The sequence below is a fragment of the Rhodanobacter sp. C03 genome, assembly GCF_002001175.1.
Lineage (GTDB): Bacteria > Pseudomonadota > Gammaproteobacteria > Xanthomonadales > Rhodanobacteraceae > Rhodanobacter.
This window is the reverse complement of the sequence record NZ_MUNT01000006.1, coordinates 1-16,578: the sequence shown is the minus strand read 5'-3', so window position 1 is coordinate 16,578 and position 16,578 is coordinate 1. Positions and strand designations below refer to the sequence as shown.

The following is a 16,578-nucleotide window of genomic DNA, read 5'->3' as shown; positions in this document are numbered from 1 at the left end:
AGACAATGTCTCAAACTCTCAATTCGCTTAAGCCCTGGTCCTTGAAGCTTCAAGTCACAGGTATATTCGCAAGTTACAGCTGCTTTAGACCTTTGGGAGCGACCGGCACATGTTTCAGAAGTACTCCACGCGGACCAATCACTGTCGCTTTTGTCAGCGCATTTACCTTCAACACTACGTCTTCAGGCTGTAATTGGCTGGTAGGCGTGATGGAATAAGTGACTTCATAATACGAATTTCCACCACATCCGGGCGACGAATCAACTCCGGGAAATGCAAGCGTGCGCCTATACGTAGACCCCGTATGGGTCATTTCGAAGAGTTCCGCCCCAGTCGCTGGAACAGATCCTGCCACTACCGGACCGTCACAATCCGGATTTACGATATTAATCAGGCTACCGATGGCATCCGTGACTTTGCCGAGCAGTGAGCCATAGACAGGGACAACTTGCCATATCTGCCCAATGATACCGGTAACGAGAGTAGTGGTCTTCTGAGCAGTTGGATTCCCTGCATTGACCACACTGTAGGCAATGTTGATCCGGTCAGTTGGAGTAACACTGTCAACCAGCACGGGAAAATTTACGCCCTGCGAACCAGTCTTGAACTTGCCAGCCGACATATTTGCGATATCGGAAGGCGTACCCTCCACCATGACGCCCGCCGACAAATCCAGAGTGTCGTTGTTCTTGGAACGCAAATGGCGAATGGTGATATTTTCCAAGTTGAACAGGTAATTCGCGGTTGCCGGGGCGTTGCCTGGTGAATCCTGGGTCGATATATCAACAATCACTGACGCATCGTTGACGTTTTGGCATTGGTTGTTTGGCCCGTTGTCGTGATGCTTGTATCCGTTGTCCTTGTAGTTGTCGTCGACATACCCAAGTGCGAGATGATCGGACAGAAGCAATTGGGCATTCGAAGGAATCTGGTACAGCGTCGGCTGAGCTGGCGTAAATGACACTAGCCCTTGCGTCGCTCCCGGTATTGAAATCTGCCCATGATGCAGCCCTGCATCATCCCCGAATGGATCGACGTAGCGCGTCGATGTGCTGCCCTGACCACCCGGGTTGGCACAACCAGCCGCAGTGACCAGTATGGATTCACCTGGCTTGAACTGGATCTGGGGGTATTGCGTCTGTGCCTGGTCGATCGTTGGTCGGGTGATCTGCCAAATGGTATGTCCAGGGGGCCCGACAATTTGCTCAACGACCTGAGCATTATTTGCTTGTGCTTGCGCCAAGGATGAATAGCCGAAAATGCAAAAAAATGCTGCTGCAATTTTTTGCGAAACCGTTGAATCATGGCATGAGATTCTTGCGGGCACTTTCATGACTATGTCTCCTGAATTCATCAAATTGACTTGCCATATCGAGATATCCCGGCGCAGCAAAACGCATTGCAATCAAGCAAGCGGTTCACCTCGAGAACCTGGCTTCAAGTCCCCATTTCGCGCACCAGCGCGAAACTCGGTTCGTTATGACACTCGTGGTGCGCGGTGCTCAGTCATCCACGGTGCGGACAACAACCGTAGTTTGGAGCGGTCAATCTTCGGGATGGAAATCACCATCAATCCGCCTGCCCCTACATCGGTGCAGCCAATGAAAGCTCATCTGAGCCCAGCCACGATCGACAAGCCTGGCAAACAAAACCACAACTGCGCGGCTGAACTACTCCGTGTAGCTGTCGCACGACACGTTCGGATTCCACATCGAGAACACGCCCATCGGGTTGTACTTCCAGGCCCATACATGCAGGTTGTAGACCGCCGGGAGTCGGAAGCGGTTTGGCGCTTCCATATAGTCGAACTCCTGTCCTATCAGTTTGGCCGGCGAGCCGTCTGTGTGACTGCCATCCCAGAGCTGGGCGATCGTGATGTATTCCACTGCCACCAGCCCCAGCCGTCCGTTCCCCAGCGGCTCGTACACCAGCCCCTGCGGATGCGCGGCATCCAGAGGGCCACCACCAATCAGGCTGCCATTGATGTAGTGCACGCCCATGGCCCCCTCGTCGGGGCTGCTGACACAACCGTTCGCGTCAGCCTGGTAGCCATCCTTTATGGCTTGTGACACGTTCTGGTATTTGGCGGTGGCCAGACGCACTGCCTGGACCAGGCCGGTGGCCTGCTGGTTCAGGAAATTCTGCGCGTTGTCCGGCCCGGCCATCTGCGCGGCGGACGGTGCCGATAGCGGCAGCAACATCGCCAGTGCGCTGAAGAAAACCACTTCGCTTCGAATAGTCATGATCGTTCTCTCGCGTTGGATTGTCTTGGGAAAGGGCGATATCGCTACGCCCGTTGGGTCCGTGGTCCAGCGTTGTGCGATTGCCATCGCTTTGGCGCACCAAAGATGGAAGGTGTGGTGTTCGTTCCCCCGTCCGGCTGATGCCGCCGCCTGTAACGCCGACGGGAGCAGGTTCACGCTGATCACGTCGCAATGCATGATGTTCCGGTGTGGAACTGGTTGGGGTGTCGTTGGGAAATGCTTGGGAATTTGTTGGGGCAATATTTCCCAACAAATATCTCTTTGATTTGACAGGCAATGCCGTTGAGTGCCGAATAGGAGCATTCGGGGGAGGCACGATGATGGAAACCGAAAATCCAGCTGGATGGATCGTGTTCGACGCGGTGGAAATTGATCTCGCCGGACGGCGACTATTCGTGGCCGGCACGGACGTGCCGCTCGAACCGAAGGCGTTTGCGGTGCTTGCCTTGCTCGCGCAGCATCCGGGCCGTGCTTTCAGCCGGGATGAACTCCTCGATGCGGTTTGGGGCCATAGCCATTTGACACCCGGCGTGCTCAATCGCGTCGTCACCATGCTCCGACAGGCGCTTGGCGAACGTGTTGAAGATCAACACTATTTGCATACGCTTCACGGCATCGGCTACCGCTTCGACGCACAAGTACGCCTGCTCGATGCACGACCCGTCTTGTCCGGTGCGAATGCTGATACAACAAGTGCGCAGCCGATCGTTTCGGCGACGGCGTTGGCACCCGTACTGAATGCGGTGGACATCCTGCCCGTGTCCCCGATACCTGCAACTGGCGGCGAGCTTGCGGATTCGCCGATCTCGTCGACGCCTGTCGCCGATTCGTCCTCAGTCGCGCTTCCGGCGCTTGCAACGCCGCACAGGCGCATGCGCAACGCCGTCATGGCATGCATGCTGGTCATAACCGTTGCTGGCCTGCTGTGGTTGCACCACGCGTTGATCGCAGCACCTGCACCTTTGCCTGTCCTGGTCGTGTTGCCTTTGCGCACGACCGGCGCAGACAGCCATGAGATCGCTTTCGCCGATGGCCTGAGCGAGGATTTGACGACACGGCTCGCACACGTCAATGGCTTGCGCCTGATTTCCAGCGCGTCGGCCCTGCGGGCGCAACAGGATGGCTTCGACGCCAAGCAGCTGGCTGAACGCCTGCATGTTACTCACGCCATCGAAGGCAGCTTGCACGAGGCCGGTGATCAGCTGCGTATCAGCCTGCGCCTGATCGAAACGCCGTCGGGTCGCACGCTGTGGACGCAGGACTACGACCGCAAATTTGCCGACGTATTCGCGCTGCAGCAGGACATCGCGCAAGCCGTGGCTTCTGCACTGGCTTTGCACATCGGCATGGCACATACCGGTGCCAAAACCGTCGATCCGCAGGTGTTTCGCGAATACCTCGAATTGCGCCACGTGTTTCTTACGCAGAGCGATTCAGCCGCCAACACCAAGGCGGAAACCGCACTGAATGCGCTGGCCGCACGCGCGCCGGATTTTGCTCCTGTACATGGCTTGCTTGCGGCAAATCTTGCATCCGGCTTCGAGGACGACGGCAGAGACAACGATGCGCTGCACGAGGCGCGGCATGCGCTTGATCTCGACCCCGACGATATCTATGCCCATGCGGCCTTGGGGTTGGTGGCTTCACACAACCACGACTGGGCCACGGTGAAGAAGGAATACGATGCCGCGCTCGCGCAGTCCCCTACCGATCCAATCATGCACTCCATTGTCGGAATGTGGCTGGGCAGACTCGGATATCGCGAACAGGCTCTCTCCGAATTCGAAACCAACTACTCGTCCGACCCGCTCAGCTATTGGGGCACCTACAATCTTGCCACCGAGCTGGATACGCTGGGTCGTCACGACGAAGCCAGGCATTATCTGGATTTGCTACCGAGCCTCGAATCGGAACCCGAATGGCTCACCGTAGCCGCGCGCTGGCGCAATGCAGTCTGGCGCCACGACTACACGGCCGCACGCCATTTCGTTGGGCAGATGTCCAGTCTGTCCACTCAATCCAGTGAGGAAGACGAGAAAACTGCGTATGCATATGCCGCCGTTGCGTATGCTGCCGTCACCGAGGCGTTGCTCGATCCCGCGCGCTGGCCGAAAGCCGAGGCTGCTATCGCAGCATCGGAAACCAAGATCGGTGGCGCGAGCCCGTTGCGGCTTTTCGCACCGCCATTGGACGCCGCGCCGTTACTCGCTGAATTCGAACTCGGCGACCAGCAACCCAATGGCAAGATCTTGTGGACGGTCGATTTCACTGCCTTGCACCGTGACCCGGCATTTCAGAGTTTTCTGCAGCGCATGAAATTCATCGAATTTTGGCGCAGCAACGGCTGGCCTCCACAATGCAAACCCGAAGGCGATGGCGCGCGTTGCGAATGAGCTGGATTCAATGACCTCAGTCACCTTGTCGCTGTGCCGTGCCGAGTGGCAGCTCGGACTATCCGTCCAATTCACCTGAATGCATACTTTGATCGTGGCATAGAACTTTTTTTGCAGATGTATCTTCATCACAGGGGAAAACATGAAAAAGATACTTGTGGCTCTGTTGACGCTCGCGTGCACCGCATGCGCACCTGTAGTGACAAAGGTGAGCGTTCCGGACATGGGAAAGTCGGATTCGGTCACGGTAAGTGACATGCGGCCGACTAGCGAGAAGGACCACCAGATCTTCAGCTTGATGATCACCAGCAAGGAGTACGGGATCTGGCGCGTCGGGGATGCGCGCTTGTCACCCTCCCCCGTGAGGTTGCTGCAGTACCAGATCGCCAAGCAGTCCAACGCGCAAAATGGATCACCCCAGGTCGCCGTCTACCACTTCGTGGTGTACTCAAACATGAAGTCGCAGCTTAGACATGGCGCCGCCGGGGCGGCTATTGGTGGCGTAGCCGGTGCATTGATCGGCGATGCCATGGTCAGCCGCGACGAGATGGCACAGACCAGTCTTGTCGACGAAAAAGCGTTCGACGGCATGTCCGCCGATGAGTACAAGCGTGGCCTCTATACGCAGGCGGAGGACCCGAACAAGGCCTCTGTTTACATCGTCTACATTGATACCAGCATCAATGGCAAACGCATTTTCACGAGAACGATTGCACCTGCCACCAAGCAGGGCGAAAACGATCCGCTGGTCGATGCGGTGCAGCTGGCGATCAGAAATCAGCTCACCAAGTACAATGACAGCGAAGCCAACGCGCATTCCTGATTTTTGACTGGGCACCCGTGGCTGCAATGCGACGGGATGCCAAGCGTCACCCACCAGAGGCCAGGGACATATACCAGGGTATGTGTCCCTGGCCTCGTTGCATATGCGTCACTTGCGCAAACGGATCAGAGTCACTTTTCGCATAGGTGGCTCTGAGCTGGACCCGCTTTGCTTCAACGGATCCAGATAGAGGGCAGAATCGACTTTCCAGGGCCGAGCGGTTGATGAGAGTGCACTCTGTTTCCCAACGCATCGCGTGAGCAACTTAATGGCAAAAATCGTTATCTACGGCGCTGGCTCGATTGGTTGCTATGTCGGTGGACGGCTTCTTGCCGGAGGCAGCGACGTCAATTTCATTGGGCGTGCGCGCGTCGCCGACCAGTTGCGCCATCAAGGCATCACGCTGTCGCGGCACGACGAAAGCCGCTGGCATGTGCCCCGGGAGCGGATCGAGGTGTCGACGGACCCTGCGACGGCTGCCACAGCGGATCTCGTACTGGTAACCGTCAAATCCATCGCGACAGCCACGGCCGCGGCAGAACTGGCGAACGTGCTTCGCCCCGGCACGATCGTCGTGAGTTTCCAGAACGGCATCGGCAACGCGGACGTGCTGCGCGCCGCGCTGCCGCAGTGCACGGTGCTGGAGGGGATGGTGCCCTTCAATGTCGTCGAACGCAGTGCCGGTGCATTTCATCAAGGCTCAGCGGGCGAACTGGAGATCAGGCGTGCGCCAGCCATGCAGCCGTTCGTCGAAGCGTTCAGCAACGCGGGGCTGCCGCTGATCCAGCACGCCGACATGTTGCCGGTGCAGTGGGCGAAGCTGCTGCTCAATCTCAACAATGCCATCAACGCGCTGGCGAATCGGCCCTTGAAGGAGGAACTCTCGCAACGCGCCTACCGGATCTGCCTCGGCATGGCGCAGAAAGAAGCGCTGGCGCTTCTGAAGCGGGCCGACATACGACCCGCCAGGCTGACGCCGCTTCCGGCCAGCTGGATACCGCGTGTTCTCGGCTTACCCGATGCATGGTTCGAGCGGCTCGGCCGCAGGATGCTGACGATCGATCCGCTCGCGCGATCGTCGATGTCGGACGACTTGGCGGCCGGGCGTGCCACGGAAATCGACTGGATCAACGGAGAAGTCGTGCGCCTCGCCCAACGCCTTGGGCAAACAGCACCCGTGAACGAACGGCTATGCGAACTCGTACGCGAAGCCGAACGAGCCGACATGCGTCCTTCATGGTCGGCTGAAGCACTGCTGGCGGAGATGCGGGCTGCAGCTGGCGCCGCTTCGTAAGCGGGCCATAGCCACTTCGCGCCCTCTTACCCGGAAAAAATCAAACAGATGTAAGTGGCTCTGAGCTGGCCCATTATCGTTCCAAAGTTGACCAGGCTCGCCACCCAACTTGCCCGGCATCGCCAACCAGCCGAGCTTCCGACTGAAGGTCGCTGGTCGATCCTTGGCGCCCTCGTGTCAAACGATAAGTTGGCGCGCCGTCTATCCCGGATTGACTTTGGCACGCGGCACCAGCCGCGCGCCCAGCGCCGCCAGCGGCGCAAGCGTGACAAGAAATGTCAGGTGGTACCAAACCGGAAATTTGTTCCAGATGTGGATGTGGTCCGGCACAAACAGCGCAAGCAGCACCAATCCGACGATCCATGGCGCCAGGTTTGAGCGCGTGATGGTACGTACCAGCGCACCGGCGGCGAGGGACGAGAGCGCCCCGATCGAAAGACGCGCGATTTTCATGCCGAGCGTGAACAACATCGCAGGCTCGGCCTGCACATAGCCCGGTAGCCACCATCGCAAACCAAAATTCAGGACCGTTACCACAACAACCCAGGCTACCAGCCCGGCGGTGACCCCTGCGATAGCACGCCACATGTGCCTTCTCCCGTTGTAATAGTTTAATTAGACTAATATTATTTCACCATGAAGGCAAAACTTCTCATCCTCGGCGTGCTGCATCGCGGGAACTTCCATCCTTACGAGATCAAGCGCCGCCTCGAGAACGCGATGATCGAGTGCTACACCGACGTTGAGGTGGGGACGCTCTACTATGCGATCCGGCAAATGGATAAAGAGGGCCTGATTTCGACCGTGTCCCACCAACGCGTGGCCCGCGGTGGCATGCGCACGGTCTACAAGATCACTGCGAAGGGAAAGACCGAGTTTGTGGACCTGCTGCATCGGCAATTCGAGGAAGACGGCCCGGTATCCCAGACGTTATATGGAGCGCTCCTGTTCCTGCACCTGAGCGATCTTTCCATCGTCCAGGATCTCATCCGTGACCGGATTGCTCGTCTCGACGAACAGATCGCCAAGCTCGGTCCGATCCGCAAGGAACTCCGTCCCGTGCTTTCAACAGGCGGCGAACATCTGCTGCGTCATCTCGACCAACAGCGACGCCTCGATCGCGACTGGCTGAAAGGTCTGCTCACAGACGTCAAAGCGCGTCGCGTGTGCGACGTCGTGGATCCAAAGCGCCTCGCTATTGACTAAAGATGGCCGGAGCATCGATGGCGCCGCCAAACTGCCGCGCCAGTTATATTGCGGATGCCAGTCGAGTTGAACATCGATTCCGGCACCGCTCCAGCGAACTTCACCGTGCTGTCCATGACATTTCCAAGCGCATGCTCACCCAGACCTTGCGCGATCTGGAGCGCGATGGACTGATCACCCGCCATGTCTTCCCGACCAAGCCGCCGGGCGTTGAATATCGGTTGGCCCCGCTAGGCCAATCGCTGTTGGACCCGATGGCGGGTCTCATCGAATGGGCGGACCGTTGCCATGGCGATATCCATGCCGCACGTGCACGCTTTGACGGCACGTCCCGTGACGTTCCCCCTCAGGTTTTTCCTGCTCGATCGAAGGTGCCGCCTCACAGCGCCAACCGGCAAGGGTGACCAACTCAACCCGGCATGCGGTCACTTCCTGCCCGCACCGGCAGATTCGTCCGGTGTCAAAGTGGCGCTAGTGCACGCACTGAGCGCTAACACCGTCAACGCGACACTTACAGCCTATGAGTGCGACTAGCCGCCAGTAGTCGCCAATGACGGCCCACTGAACTCGACCTCGATAGACACGTCGATCAAGTCGCCCACACCCATGGTGGTGCCCGGCGCGGGCACGCCGTATCCCATACCAAAATCCGAGCGGTTGAAGGTCCCATGCGCGGAGAATCCGATACGAGCGTGTGGGTCCATGTTGGCGATGCCTGCATACCCTCCGTTGTATGTGCCGGTCAGCACCAGTGGGCGCGTGATGCCATGCAGATCCAAGGTGCCCGAGATCTCAAACGATTTGGCGCCGGTCATGCGAATTTTTTCCGAGCGGAAGACGATCTTGGGAAACTTTTTGGTATCAAGGAACTGAGGTCCTTGCACGATATCCACACACATCTTCGGTGCCGCATCCATTTCCAACGACGCAGCGTCGACGGTGGCCACAAGTTTGGATACAGGCAGGTTGTTTGGGTCGAACATCAAGGTTGCATCGAAGCGGCTAAACCGCGTGGTGTAAGTCGAGAATCCCATATGGCTTACACGAAGTTGCAGACTCGCGTGAGTCTTGTCGATCTGGTACATGCCCGCGGGTGGTGCCATCGCAGGAGGCATGGCAGGTGGCGCGGACGCGTTGGCAGCACGGGACATGGCGCAATGCACGCCAAGCAAAGCAACAACCGAGCTGACGGCAAGCCGCCGCGAAACGGTTCGGATCGTGTTGTTCATGACAAGTCATTCCGTATGATTTGAAGTGTCTCGATCAGGGTTGCCAACGGCTGGTTGCCGCCCCTGTTCGCATGTCGGTTCCCGGTGTCGTACGTCTCATCTGCGTACTCTTCCAACCATGCGACGAACGACTCATGGCCAAATCGACACACATCGACGGATGCGGTTTTGATGCCGGGCCACTCAAACACCATGCATCAAAGGCCCCGCATCCAGGTCTGACCGACCAGGTCATCAGGAACGGAGCCGGTTCATTTTCGCGCCTTTACCAAGTGAACCTGAAAACTCATGTCGCCGCTTCCAAAGAATGGTGTCAGGGACAAGGCTGGCGACTTGGTAGACGATCAAAAATTGTCCGAACCCTGCTTCGCCTGAGCGTGGCAGCGTGGCAGCGTGGCAGCGTGGCAGCGTGGCAGCGTGGCCAGTGTCGAAACACGCCAGTCGCGTCAATTCACACCCGGGAAAAATAATTCGCGAAGATGTCCATTCTCTCCTTCGCCATTCGTCTAGTTATCAGCAGCCACCCTTCGTCTGAAAGGAAAGATCATGCTGAAACTCTATGGATTTGCCGCCACCCGCTCACTACGCGTGTTATGGGCATTGAACGAACTCGATGCCGAATTCGAGTTCGTGCCGGTCAACCTCTTGACCGGAGAGCAGCCATGAAAATCTACTGGATCAAGGCACAGGCGCCGCGGCGTGTGCTGGCGCTGGTGAAGCATCTCGGCATCAAGGCGGAGTTTGTTGAAGTTGACTTGATGGCTGGTGGGCTCAAGACGCCTGACTATGCGGCGCTCAACCCCAACATGAAGGCGCCCATGCTGATCGATGGTGATCTTGTGCTGTGGGAGTCTGGGGCCATCATGGCCCATCTCTGCATCAAGACGGGATCGGACATGTGGCCCGCGCACAATCCGGCCGAGCAGGTCGAGCTGTTGCGCTGGCTGTCGTGGAACGATTGCCACTGGTCGACCGCCGTCGCGCCGTTTTATTTCGAACATGTCGTCAAGACGACATTCGGGATCGGGCAGCCGGACAGCGCGTTGCTGAAGGCGTCCGTGCCGGATTTTGTGAGATACGCAAAAGTTCTGGATGGCCACCTGGCGGACCGCCGCTTTATCGCGTGTGAAAGGCTCACGATCGCAGACTTCGCTCTCGCCTCAATGGCGGCCTACTGGCGCGAATCGGAAATGCCGCTGGAGGCGTTTCCCCATATCTTTCGCTGGCTCGATGCGTTGGCGCGTATTCCAGCGTGGGCCGATCCCTGGCCAGCCAACCATTGTCCCTGACACCTTTTGTCCAAGTGAACTTGCCCCTGCTTTGCCCTACTCCGCCGCTTCGGGCGCGCCCATGCTGCCCTTGCTGTACATCCCGGAGCGATCGAAACAGCAGGCATTGCGCTTGCCGCAAGCGAGCTTGTCGCAAGCGGTGGCGATGCGCTTGTCGCGCGTCTCGGCCTTCTTGCCGGAGGTGATCCAGTGGATCCAGTCGCGTCGCGCCACCGGCGTGATGTCGGCCCATGTCGCCTTGGCGTCCGCGTTGGAAGCCAGCGCCTTGCGCAGATCGGCGGGTACCTTGGGTTCGGGCTCCTTCCCCACCGGCGCGATCTCCAACGCGACGCTGTCGCCCGCGGCGACACCGGCGGCCTCGCGCAAGCCCTTGTCGATCTTGAGCCAGTGACTACCCTGGCCGTCCGGTTCCAGCGTGGCCTGGAAGGGCTGATCTTCAAAGCTGCCCTCGACGGTGACCATGCTCCGCGTCGGCAGCTTCGCGCTCGCGGCCACGGGCAGCACCAGAAAGGTCCACGCCGCGCCTTTGGGCGTCGCGGGGCGCGACAGCTTCGCCTTGAACTTGATCACCGCGGTGGATTTGACCATGGCGGAACGGTAGCACCGGTCGTCGTGATCGACGAAACTGGGACCGAAACTGGGACGGAGGACATTAATTGGGGATAAGCATTTCTCCGTCCCTGAGGTTTTCACGTATTCATGATGGCGAAGGGTTTAATTACCTCCGTCCCCTTATCTCCGCTTTATTCCCGATATGGCGAGTCACACGAAGTAAGCGTATGGTCCGCGCACGGGCTGGCTCAGGGGTGAAGCATGACCATGCCCAAGGAAGGCAACATCGACGCGACTGCGCCGATGCAAGACGGGGAATCATCGAAGCATTCACAAGCGAACTCCAAATCACGCGAGGATTCGACACATGTCACGTTTCCATTTTCTCCGCAGCGCCCTGGGCGCGAGTCTCGGCCTGGCTGCGGCCTGCATGTCGCTGCCCGCCTTCGCCAACACGCCGGTCACAGTAACCTTCGAGGCAAACAGTGTCTGGGCGCAGGAAATCGGCAACCTCAACCACTCCGACAACTCGCTCGATTACACGGTTGCGGTCGCGGCGGGCAAGACATTGCAGCTCAACCTGCTCAGCCGCAATCCCAACGTGCATTTCAAGGTGAAAGACCAGAGTCACGGCAAACTGATGCTGGACACCCTCACGACGGGTGAATCCACCTGGTCGACACAGAACGCGACAGCCACCACGTATGCGATCCGGGTCTACATAGACCCTGCCGCGATACAGTCCGGCGATACCGCGAAATACGCGTTGCAGATCGGGCAATACGGCGTCGAAGACATGCAGCCGCCGACGACCGCAGTGACATTCGAAGCCAACAAACCATGGTCGGAACAAGATGGGACACTGGCCTCCGACGCTGCCGCACACAACTTCACCGTTGCCATCGCGGCAGGCAGGACAGTCAAGATCAATCTCGTTTCGAGCAATCCCGGGCTGCACTTCAAGGTGAATGACCAGACCCATGACAAAAAGCTGGTCGACACAAGCACGACCGGGGCGAACACCTGGTCCGAGTCGGTTGCGGCAGCGACGACTTACATAATTCAGGTGTACGTCGATCCAGCGGCGATACCGTCCGGTCAAAAGGTACCGTTCGCCCTGCAGGTCGGGCAATACGCTACTGGGGACACCCAACCCGCGAAGCCCGCCGGCGCCACCACGGCCACGCCGCCTGCTGCGGCAACATCGATGTCATCGCCTCCGGCCTCGATGTAGACAAGAAGAAAATATGGTGTCAGGGACAATTTCAGTACTGCGCTGTGCGCCCCAAAAATTATCCCTGACACTTTTTTCTTGAGTTGCTTCAGTTGTTCATTGCTGCATCAGTTGGTCGACCCGTTCGCGCATGCTCTTCGCCAGGCACTCTGTGTCGGTGTTGCATGCGTTTCTGGTGTTGAGCCAGCTGATCTGTTCCTGCTTGAGCGACGAGGTGTCATCGCCTGCTGTCGCCAGGGCACGATGATAGGCCGCGGTCACGCTGCGGTCGTATCCGGCCAAAGTCTGGGAGGTACAGATCGTCCGTTCGGCCGCACTTTGCGCCTTGTCGCAGGCAAATGAAGGCCTGATCGACGTGCTGCCGGCACGCCGGCGAAGCACCAGCACGAAACCGCTGTTGTCGTCATTGGTGAGCAGGCGATCCGGTGAAAGCAGGATGAACCATGCATGGTTCCATTGGGAGGCATCGGGAGTGCAGCTGGCTTGCCACGGTGAAACCGCGGCATCGGCAAGCTTGAGGCCGTAATCCGACAGTGTCGGGTAAGTTGGCGTCTGGAAATGTTCCGGGCGCGGGAAACTCTGGCCGATGAATTTTTGCAGCGACGTCTTCGGAAGCGACGAAAGCACAGGTTTCTGGCAATCGCGGGAATCGTCGTTGAGGCTGATACCGGACGCGCTGATGCGCAGTTCACGGCCAAGCAAACGCGGGTCATCCGGAAAGTACAGCCAGTGCGACTGGTCCTGCTGGTCCACTGCCACCTGAACCACGTCCCAGGTGCCTTGCAGGTTCGGTGGCGGTGTTGCGGCTATTGCAAGCGCCGACCAGGCGACTGGCCAGAGAAACAACGGTATCCAGCATGGACGCAGTAACGCGGAAAGGCGCGAGTGGGATGTGGAGAACGGCATCTTGGTGACCAGGTCAGGATGTTGCAGCGAGAAGAATCGTTTCGAACTTCCTTGCATTGTCAGAAATTTCCCTGGCGCCATTGAAAATTGATGTCAGGAACAGTTTGGCCATCTCTTTCAGATCACCCGAAATTGTCCCTGACACCCTTTTCTGGATCAACCGCAAATCGCGTGTCGCCCAAGAATAAGGGGCAGGTTCAATTACCCATTCGTAATACATGAACCTGGCCCTTTGTTTTATTGTTTCTTCGGAAAAGGCCGCCTACCCTCATCGTGGGGGATCGTCCATGGTGGCGGCATACGTCAAAGCCTAGCGGCAAGGAGGTAGGCACATGAGTGCAACTACCAGCTGGATTCACGGCAATGCCCTGCGCGTCGAGGATCCGGGAGAATATGCGAACGTCCGGCACCGCGGTTGGGGAAGCGAGCTGAATTACGCGGGACCGCGCGATGACGAGGACGGACAGAACCTGTCTTGGCGCTGGTGTCACATCGGCGTGCCGACGCCGACGCCAGTCGATGGCGTGGAACCTGAGTTGGGTCGCATCTTCGTGCTGTACAAGACTGACAGTACGAGTGACCTGCACATCACACAGATCGATGTCTACGACGCCGGGAACAAGCTGGGGTCGATTCCCCTTGGTTACGACAAGGCGGCGAATGATTGGCTAGGGAGCGGCGATCATCGGAGCCTTGATAAATACAATCAGTTCGCGCCTCCGGTCAATAAATACAGGGTGCAGAACGGAATCGGCCTCTCGTTTGCATGCCTGTTCACTGTGATCCCGCCCAATGAACCCGAGACGCCGGCTACTCAATACTGGCAACTGACGATCGCCGCCGTGGGTGTGGAGTTTATCTGGCCGATCCTGATCGAAGAGCAGCGGGCGACATTCGAGGGCAAGATTCCACTCGGGCACGTAAGCCAACGGCAGCCGTAGACAATCGGCAACGGCGCTGCTGCAAGAACGCAAGAACAAGGGGTCAGGTTCATTTACCCATTCGTAATAAATGAACCTGACCCTTTTGTTTTTTGTTTCATCTCTTCCGCGGGATGAACCCCGGCAGTCCGGTGTCCACGACGCCGTTCAAGCGGATGCTCGTCACGATGCCTTCCCGGATCTCCTGCAAGGCCTCGGCGGGCAGCGCAGTGATATCGAAATTTTCCCGGATATGGTCCGGATGGGTCGAAGTAGTCAGGAACGCGGTGCCGCGCTGGACTGCCCAGGCAAGCGCGACTTGCGCAGGCGTCTTGCCCACGCGCTGCGCGATGGCCTTGAGTACCGGATCGTCGGTCAGCCTCGGCTCCATGCCATGCCCGAGCGGCGCGAAGGCGAGCAGCACGATGCCATGCTTCGAACAGTAGTCGAGCAACTCCCACTCGGGCAGATACGGATGGCATTCGACCTGCACGACCGCCGGCTTGATACGGGCGTTCGCGACGATCGCCTGCACCTGCTCCAGGCGGATATCCGACAGGCCGATGGACCTGCACTTGCCCTCCTCAACGAGACGCTCCATCGCTCGCCACGTATCCAGCAAGGTCACTCCGGTGTCATAAGCCGGCCGACCGTCTTCATCCTTTGGATACTGCTCATCGCCAGGTTCGAAAGCGAAAGGCGTATGGATCAGATAGCAATCGAGATAGTCAAGTTGCAGACGACGGAGACTCGCCTCGACGGCAGGCGTGACGCGCTCCGGGCGGTGATTGTTGTTCCACAACTTGGTGGTGATGAACAGGTCTTCGCGTCGAACCGTGCCCTCCGCGATGGCCTCCCTTATCGCATCACCGACCACATCCTCGTTGCGGTAGGCCTCCGCACCATCAAGATGGCGGAACCCCACTTCCAAGGCGGTTTTTATCGCCTGTTTGGCAGCGACACGATCAGGAATCAACGTACCAAAGCCAACCGCTGGAATCGCGCCCGATCCATCGGCAAGAGGAATCGTCGTGTTACGAAGGGTGTCGGAAGTGTGCATGGTGATGCCCTCTCTTCAGGGATCTGCTGCCGCGAAGTCGGCGCAAAGCCATAAGCCAGAAAACAAAAGAGTCAGGCTAATTTATCGCTTGCCAAAAATGAACTTGCCCTTTATTTCACATGCTCAGTTAGTTAAGCGCGGTGCGCTTCCCTGTCAGAGAACCATTGCTCCGTTTACGAACACAATCGGTCCCACGCAATCAAGCAAAGGTTCGCGTACATCCTCCGGCAGCCCGACTTGAAGCATCGAGTACCTCTCCAACACGTACTGACGGACGGTCTGAAAACAGGATCGTGAAGTACGGGCACGAGAACGGGTAGCGACGCGGACCATCAAGGCAAAAACCTTCGCATCTCCGATATCTACGTCGTCGAAAGCGATCGTTACTTCGCACTCGCTGTCGCCCGTGGCAGTCACCAGCATGCCGGTTTCGTACAGCTTGTCCTCGATGCACCGAAGCGCTTCCCGCACCGAAGCGTTGGCCGCTGCCTCCTTGGAGTTCATTCAAAGTCTCACGAGTTTGAACTCAGACCTACGGCACGACTCATCCTCTTCCAGTCGTTCGATGCGCGCTCGGGATCGCCCTTATTGCGATTCCGTTGCCCCCATGCCCCAGGATGGGCCTGGGCCCAGATGGCAATCTTGCACCCATCGAATTCGATGTCGAACGGAGAGTCGATGGCACCGGCCATGTCGTGACAACGAGAAAGACCGGGCGTCAACTCAAGCTTGGCAACCGCCACCCGCAGAGCATTGAACGTGTTCTTGCCTAGGCAAACGACGAGTCTTGGTGCAACGATCCGGATCTGCGGGATAGCGAATTCCTCAGCCGCGAAGACAAGGTCCACGAATGGGATGCGTGACGAGAGTCCACCACCCTTTATGTAAGGGAAGAGGTTGGTCGTATAGGTTTCATGAAACTCCATGCCGAGGGCGGACTTCAACAGCGAATCCAAGTTACGGTTCGTAGGAAGGTTGGGATCACGTCCAAGCTCGCTCGGCCCCTTACTCCGCTGCAACGCATGATCCGAGCTCCAGTCCTGTAGCAGGACCATCACGTCCGAATCAAAGTTGTGCGCGCCCTTGGAATAGGGAGAGACGAATTCGCAATCGAAGAGGCCGCCCTGGTAATCACCAAGGCACTTGTAACCCTTGAGCCTGTCGCTTCGCCGCTTTGCGACAATTTTCTTCAACTCTTCTTCTTTGAACAAAGCGGACTCCGATGAAGTTGCAAAAGTCGAAAAGCACGAAGTGACCGACCGCAAAAAAGAGCGCACCTAAGGACACTCTGATTTATTTCCCGTCTGCGGCATCATAGCCAGCCGTTCCCAGGAAGCCCATCGCCGATGAAGCAGCGTTCCTTTGCCTCGCTGAGTTTCGAGTCCAAGAAGAAGCCGACACGGCGTGA

At 58.1% G+C, this 16,578-nt stretch carries 19 protein-coding genes; 9 read left to right on the top strand and 10 right to left on the bottom strand.

Annotated elements, in window-relative coordinates; genetic code table 11:
- Positions 1-73: 73 nt before the first annotated feature.
- Both B0E48_RS08300 and B0E48_RS08295 read right to left on the bottom strand, forming a co-directional pair.
- Positions 74-1,333 (bottom strand): hypothetical protein, encoded by a 1,260-nt coding sequence (locus B0E48_RS08300; protein ID WP_139350212.1) that lies wholly within the window; start codon positions 1,331-1,333, stop codon positions 74-76.
- A 337-nt stretch (positions 1,334-1,670) separates the two neighbouring features.
- Positions 1,671-2,243, bottom strand: coding sequence for a hypothetical protein (locus B0E48_RS08295; protein ID WP_217317912.1), 573 nt, complete (start codon positions 2,241-2,243; stop codon positions 1,671-1,673).
- A gap of 209 nt (positions 2,244-2,452) precedes the next feature.
- On the opposite strand from B0E48_RS08295, the gene B0E48_RS08290 reads away from it, so the two are divergent.
- From B0E48_RS08290 to B0E48_RS08280, 3 genes are all read left to right on the top strand, one after another.
- Positions 2,453-4,657 (top strand): winged helix-turn-helix domain-containing protein, encoded by a 2,205-nt coding sequence (locus B0E48_RS08290; protein ID WP_139350211.1) that lies wholly within the window; start codon positions 2,453-2,455, stop codon positions 4,655-4,657.
- Between the two features lie 142 nt (positions 4,658-4,799).
- The gene (locus tag B0E48_RS08285) at positions 4,800-5,480 is read left to right on the top strand and encodes a hypothetical protein (protein WP_139350210.1); all 681 of its coding nucleotides are present in this window, start codon (positions 4,800-4,802) and stop codon (positions 5,478-5,480) included.
- Positions 5,481-5,748: 268 nt separating this feature from the next.
- Entirely contained in the window at positions 5,749-6,774 is a 1,026-nt protein-coding gene (locus tag B0E48_RS08280) for a 2-dehydropantoate 2-reductase (RefSeq protein ID WP_077517693.1), read from the top strand.
- 201 nt (positions 6,775-6,975) lie between these two features.
- Here B0E48_RS08280 and B0E48_RS08275 read toward each other — a convergent pair whose 3' ends face one another.
- Entirely contained in the window at positions 6,976-7,362 is a 387-nt protein-coding gene (locus tag B0E48_RS08275; protein ID WP_077517692.1) for a hypothetical protein, read from the bottom strand.
- A gap of 48 nt (positions 7,363-7,410) precedes the next feature.
- Between B0E48_RS08275 and B0E48_RS08270 the strand changes: the two genes are divergently transcribed.
- Together B0E48_RS08270 and B0E48_RS08265 are read left to right on the top strand one after the other, a co-directional pair.
- Positions 7,411-7,980 (top strand): PadR family transcriptional regulator, encoded by a 570-nt coding sequence (locus B0E48_RS08270; protein ID WP_077517691.1) that lies wholly within the window; start codon positions 7,411-7,413, stop codon positions 7,978-7,980.
- Between the two features lie 17 nt (positions 7,981-7,997).
- Positions 7,998-8,384: a helix-turn-helix domain-containing protein gene (locus B0E48_RS08265; protein ID WP_254423900.1), complete on the top strand. Its 387-nt coding sequence runs from the start codon at positions 7,998-8,000 to the stop codon at positions 8,382-8,384.
- A gap of 126 nt (positions 8,385-8,510) precedes the next feature.
- Here B0E48_RS08265 and B0E48_RS08260 read toward each other — a convergent pair whose 3' ends face one another.
- Positions 8,511-9,209, bottom strand: coding sequence for a YceI family protein (locus tag B0E48_RS08260; protein WP_077517689.1), 699 nt, complete (start codon positions 9,207-9,209; stop codon positions 8,511-8,513).
- A gap of 546 nt (positions 9,210-9,755) precedes the next feature.
- Between B0E48_RS08260 and B0E48_RS17505 the strand changes: the two genes are divergently transcribed.
- The gene (locus B0E48_RS17505; RefSeq protein ID WP_217317908.1) at positions 9,756-9,875 is read left to right on the top strand and encodes a hypothetical protein; all 120 of its coding nucleotides are present in this window, start codon (positions 9,756-9,758) and stop codon (positions 9,873-9,875) included.
- The gene (locus tag B0E48_RS08250) at positions 9,872-10,498 is read left to right on the top strand and encodes a glutathione S-transferase family protein (RefSeq protein ID WP_077517687.1); all 627 of its coding nucleotides are present in this window, start codon (positions 9,872-9,874) and stop codon (positions 10,496-10,498) included. Before B0E48_RS17505 ends, B0E48_RS08250 begins: the two co-directional genes overlap by 4 nt.
- 36 nt (positions 10,499-10,534) lie before the next feature.
- Here the strand turns inward: B0E48_RS08250 and B0E48_RS08245 are convergent, their stop codons facing one another.
- Positions 10,535-11,086 (bottom strand): YdeI/OmpD-associated family protein, encoded by a 552-nt coding sequence (locus B0E48_RS08245; protein WP_077517686.1) that lies wholly within the window; start codon positions 11,084-11,086, stop codon positions 10,535-10,537.
- A gap of 331 nt (positions 11,087-11,417) precedes the next feature.
- Between B0E48_RS08245 and B0E48_RS08240 the strand changes: the two genes are divergently transcribed.
- Complete coding sequence (locus tag B0E48_RS08240) at positions 11,418-12,284, top strand: hypothetical protein (protein WP_077517685.1); 867 nt, start codon at positions 11,418-11,420, stop codon at positions 12,282-12,284.
- 96 nt (positions 12,285-12,380) lie between these two features.
- On the opposite strand, the gene B0E48_RS08235 is transcribed toward B0E48_RS08240, so the two are convergent.
- The gene (locus tag B0E48_RS08235; RefSeq protein WP_168170320.1) at positions 12,381-13,130 is read right to left on the bottom strand and encodes a lysozyme inhibitor LprI family protein; all 750 of its coding nucleotides are present in this window, start codon (positions 13,128-13,130) and stop codon (positions 12,381-12,383) included.
- A gap of 73 nt (positions 13,131-13,203) precedes the next feature.
- Positions 13,204-13,410, bottom strand: a complete 207-nt coding sequence (locus B0E48_RS17765; RefSeq protein ID WP_168170319.1) for a hypothetical protein — start codon at positions 13,408-13,410, stop codon at positions 13,204-13,206.
- Between the two features lie 112 nt (positions 13,411-13,522).
- Here B0E48_RS17765 and B0E48_RS08230 point away from each other — a divergent pair, with 112 nt between their 5' ends.
- Positions 13,523-14,131 carry a DUF6623 family protein gene (locus B0E48_RS08230; protein WP_077517683.1) on the top strand — a complete coding sequence of 203 codons (609 nt, stop codon included), beginning with the start codon at positions 13,523-13,525 and terminating at the stop codon, positions 14,129-14,131.
- A 97-nt stretch (positions 14,132-14,228) separates the two neighbouring features.
- Here B0E48_RS08230 and B0E48_RS08225 read toward each other — a convergent pair whose 3' ends face one another.
- The 3 genes from B0E48_RS08225 to B0E48_RS08215 form a co-directional block, all read right to left on the bottom strand.
- Positions 14,229-15,170 carry an aldo/keto reductase gene (locus B0E48_RS08225; RefSeq protein ID WP_077517682.1) on the bottom strand — a complete coding sequence of 314 codons (942 nt, stop codon included), beginning with the start codon at positions 15,168-15,170 and terminating at the stop codon, positions 14,229-14,231.
- Positions 15,171-15,323: 153 nt separating this feature from the next.
- Complete coding sequence (locus B0E48_RS08220) at positions 15,324-15,674, bottom strand: hypothetical protein (RefSeq protein ID WP_077517681.1); 351 nt, start codon at positions 15,672-15,674, stop codon at positions 15,324-15,326.
- 8 nt (positions 15,675-15,682) lie between these two features.
- Positions 15,683-16,381, bottom strand: a complete 699-nt coding sequence (locus tag B0E48_RS08215; protein WP_077517680.1) for a hypothetical protein — start codon at positions 16,379-16,381, stop codon at positions 15,683-15,685.
- Positions 16,382-16,578 lie beyond the last annotated feature (197 nt).

Bases quoted from the DNA above. Each gene is read 5' to 3' on its own strand.
- B0E48_RS08240 (WP_077517685.1), top strand. From the start codon at position 11,418: ATGTCACGTTTCCATTTTCTCCGCAGCGCCCTGGGCGCGAGTCTCGGC.
- B0E48_RS08230 (WP_077517683.1), top strand. From the start codon at position 13,523: ATGAGTGCAACTACCAGCTGGATTCACGGCAATGCCCTGCGCGTCGAG.
- B0E48_RS08295 (WP_217317912.1), bottom strand. From the start codon at position 2,243: ATGACTATTCGAAGCGAAGTGGTTTTCTTCAGCGCACTGGCGATGTTG.
- B0E48_RS08275 (WP_077517692.1), bottom strand. From the start codon at position 7,362: ATGTGGCGTGCTATCGCAGGGGTCACCGCCGGGCTGGTAGCCTGGGTT.
- B0E48_RS08280 (WP_077517693.1), top strand. From the start codon at position 5,749: ATGGCAAAAATCGTTATCTACGGCGCTGGCTCGATTGGTTGCTATGTC.
- B0E48_RS08270 (WP_077517691.1), top strand. From the start codon at position 7,411: ATGAAGGCAAAACTTCTCATCCTCGGCGTGCTGCATCGCGGGAACTTC.
- B0E48_RS08285 (WP_139350210.1), top strand. From the start codon at position 4,800: ATGAAAAAGATACTTGTGGCTCTGTTGACGCTCGCGTGCACCGCATGC.
- B0E48_RS17505 (WP_217317908.1), top strand. From the start codon at position 9,756: ATGCTGAAACTCTATGGATTTGCCGCCACCCGCTCACTACGCGTGTTA.
- B0E48_RS08225 (WP_077517682.1), bottom strand. From the start codon at position 15,170: ATGCACACTTCCGACACCCTTCGTAACACGACGATTCCTCTTGCCGAT.
- B0E48_RS08250 (WP_077517687.1), top strand. From the start codon at position 9,872: ATGAAAATCTACTGGATCAAGGCACAGGCGCCGCGGCGTGTGCTGGCG.
- B0E48_RS17765 (WP_168170319.1), bottom strand. From the start codon at position 13,410: ATGTATTACGAATGGGTAATTGAACCTGCCCCTTATTCTTGGGCGACA.
- B0E48_RS08220 (WP_077517681.1), bottom strand. From the start codon at position 15,674: ATGAACTCCAAGGAGGCAGCGGCCAACGCTTCGGTGCGGGAAGCGCTT.
- B0E48_RS08260 (WP_077517689.1), bottom strand. From the start codon at position 9,209: ATGAACAACACGATCCGAACCGTTTCGCGGCGGCTTGCCGTCAGCTCG.
- B0E48_RS08265 (WP_254423900.1), top strand. From the start codon at position 7,998: ATGGCGCCGCCAAACTGCCGCGCCAGTTATATTGCGGATGCCAGTCGA.
- B0E48_RS08245 (WP_077517686.1), bottom strand. From the start codon at position 11,086: ATGGTCAAATCCACCGCGGTGATCAAGTTCAAGGCGAAGCTGTCGCGC.
- B0E48_RS08300 (WP_139350212.1), bottom strand. From the start codon at position 1,333: ATGAAAGTGCCCGCAAGAATCTCATGCCATGATTCAACGGTTTCGCAA.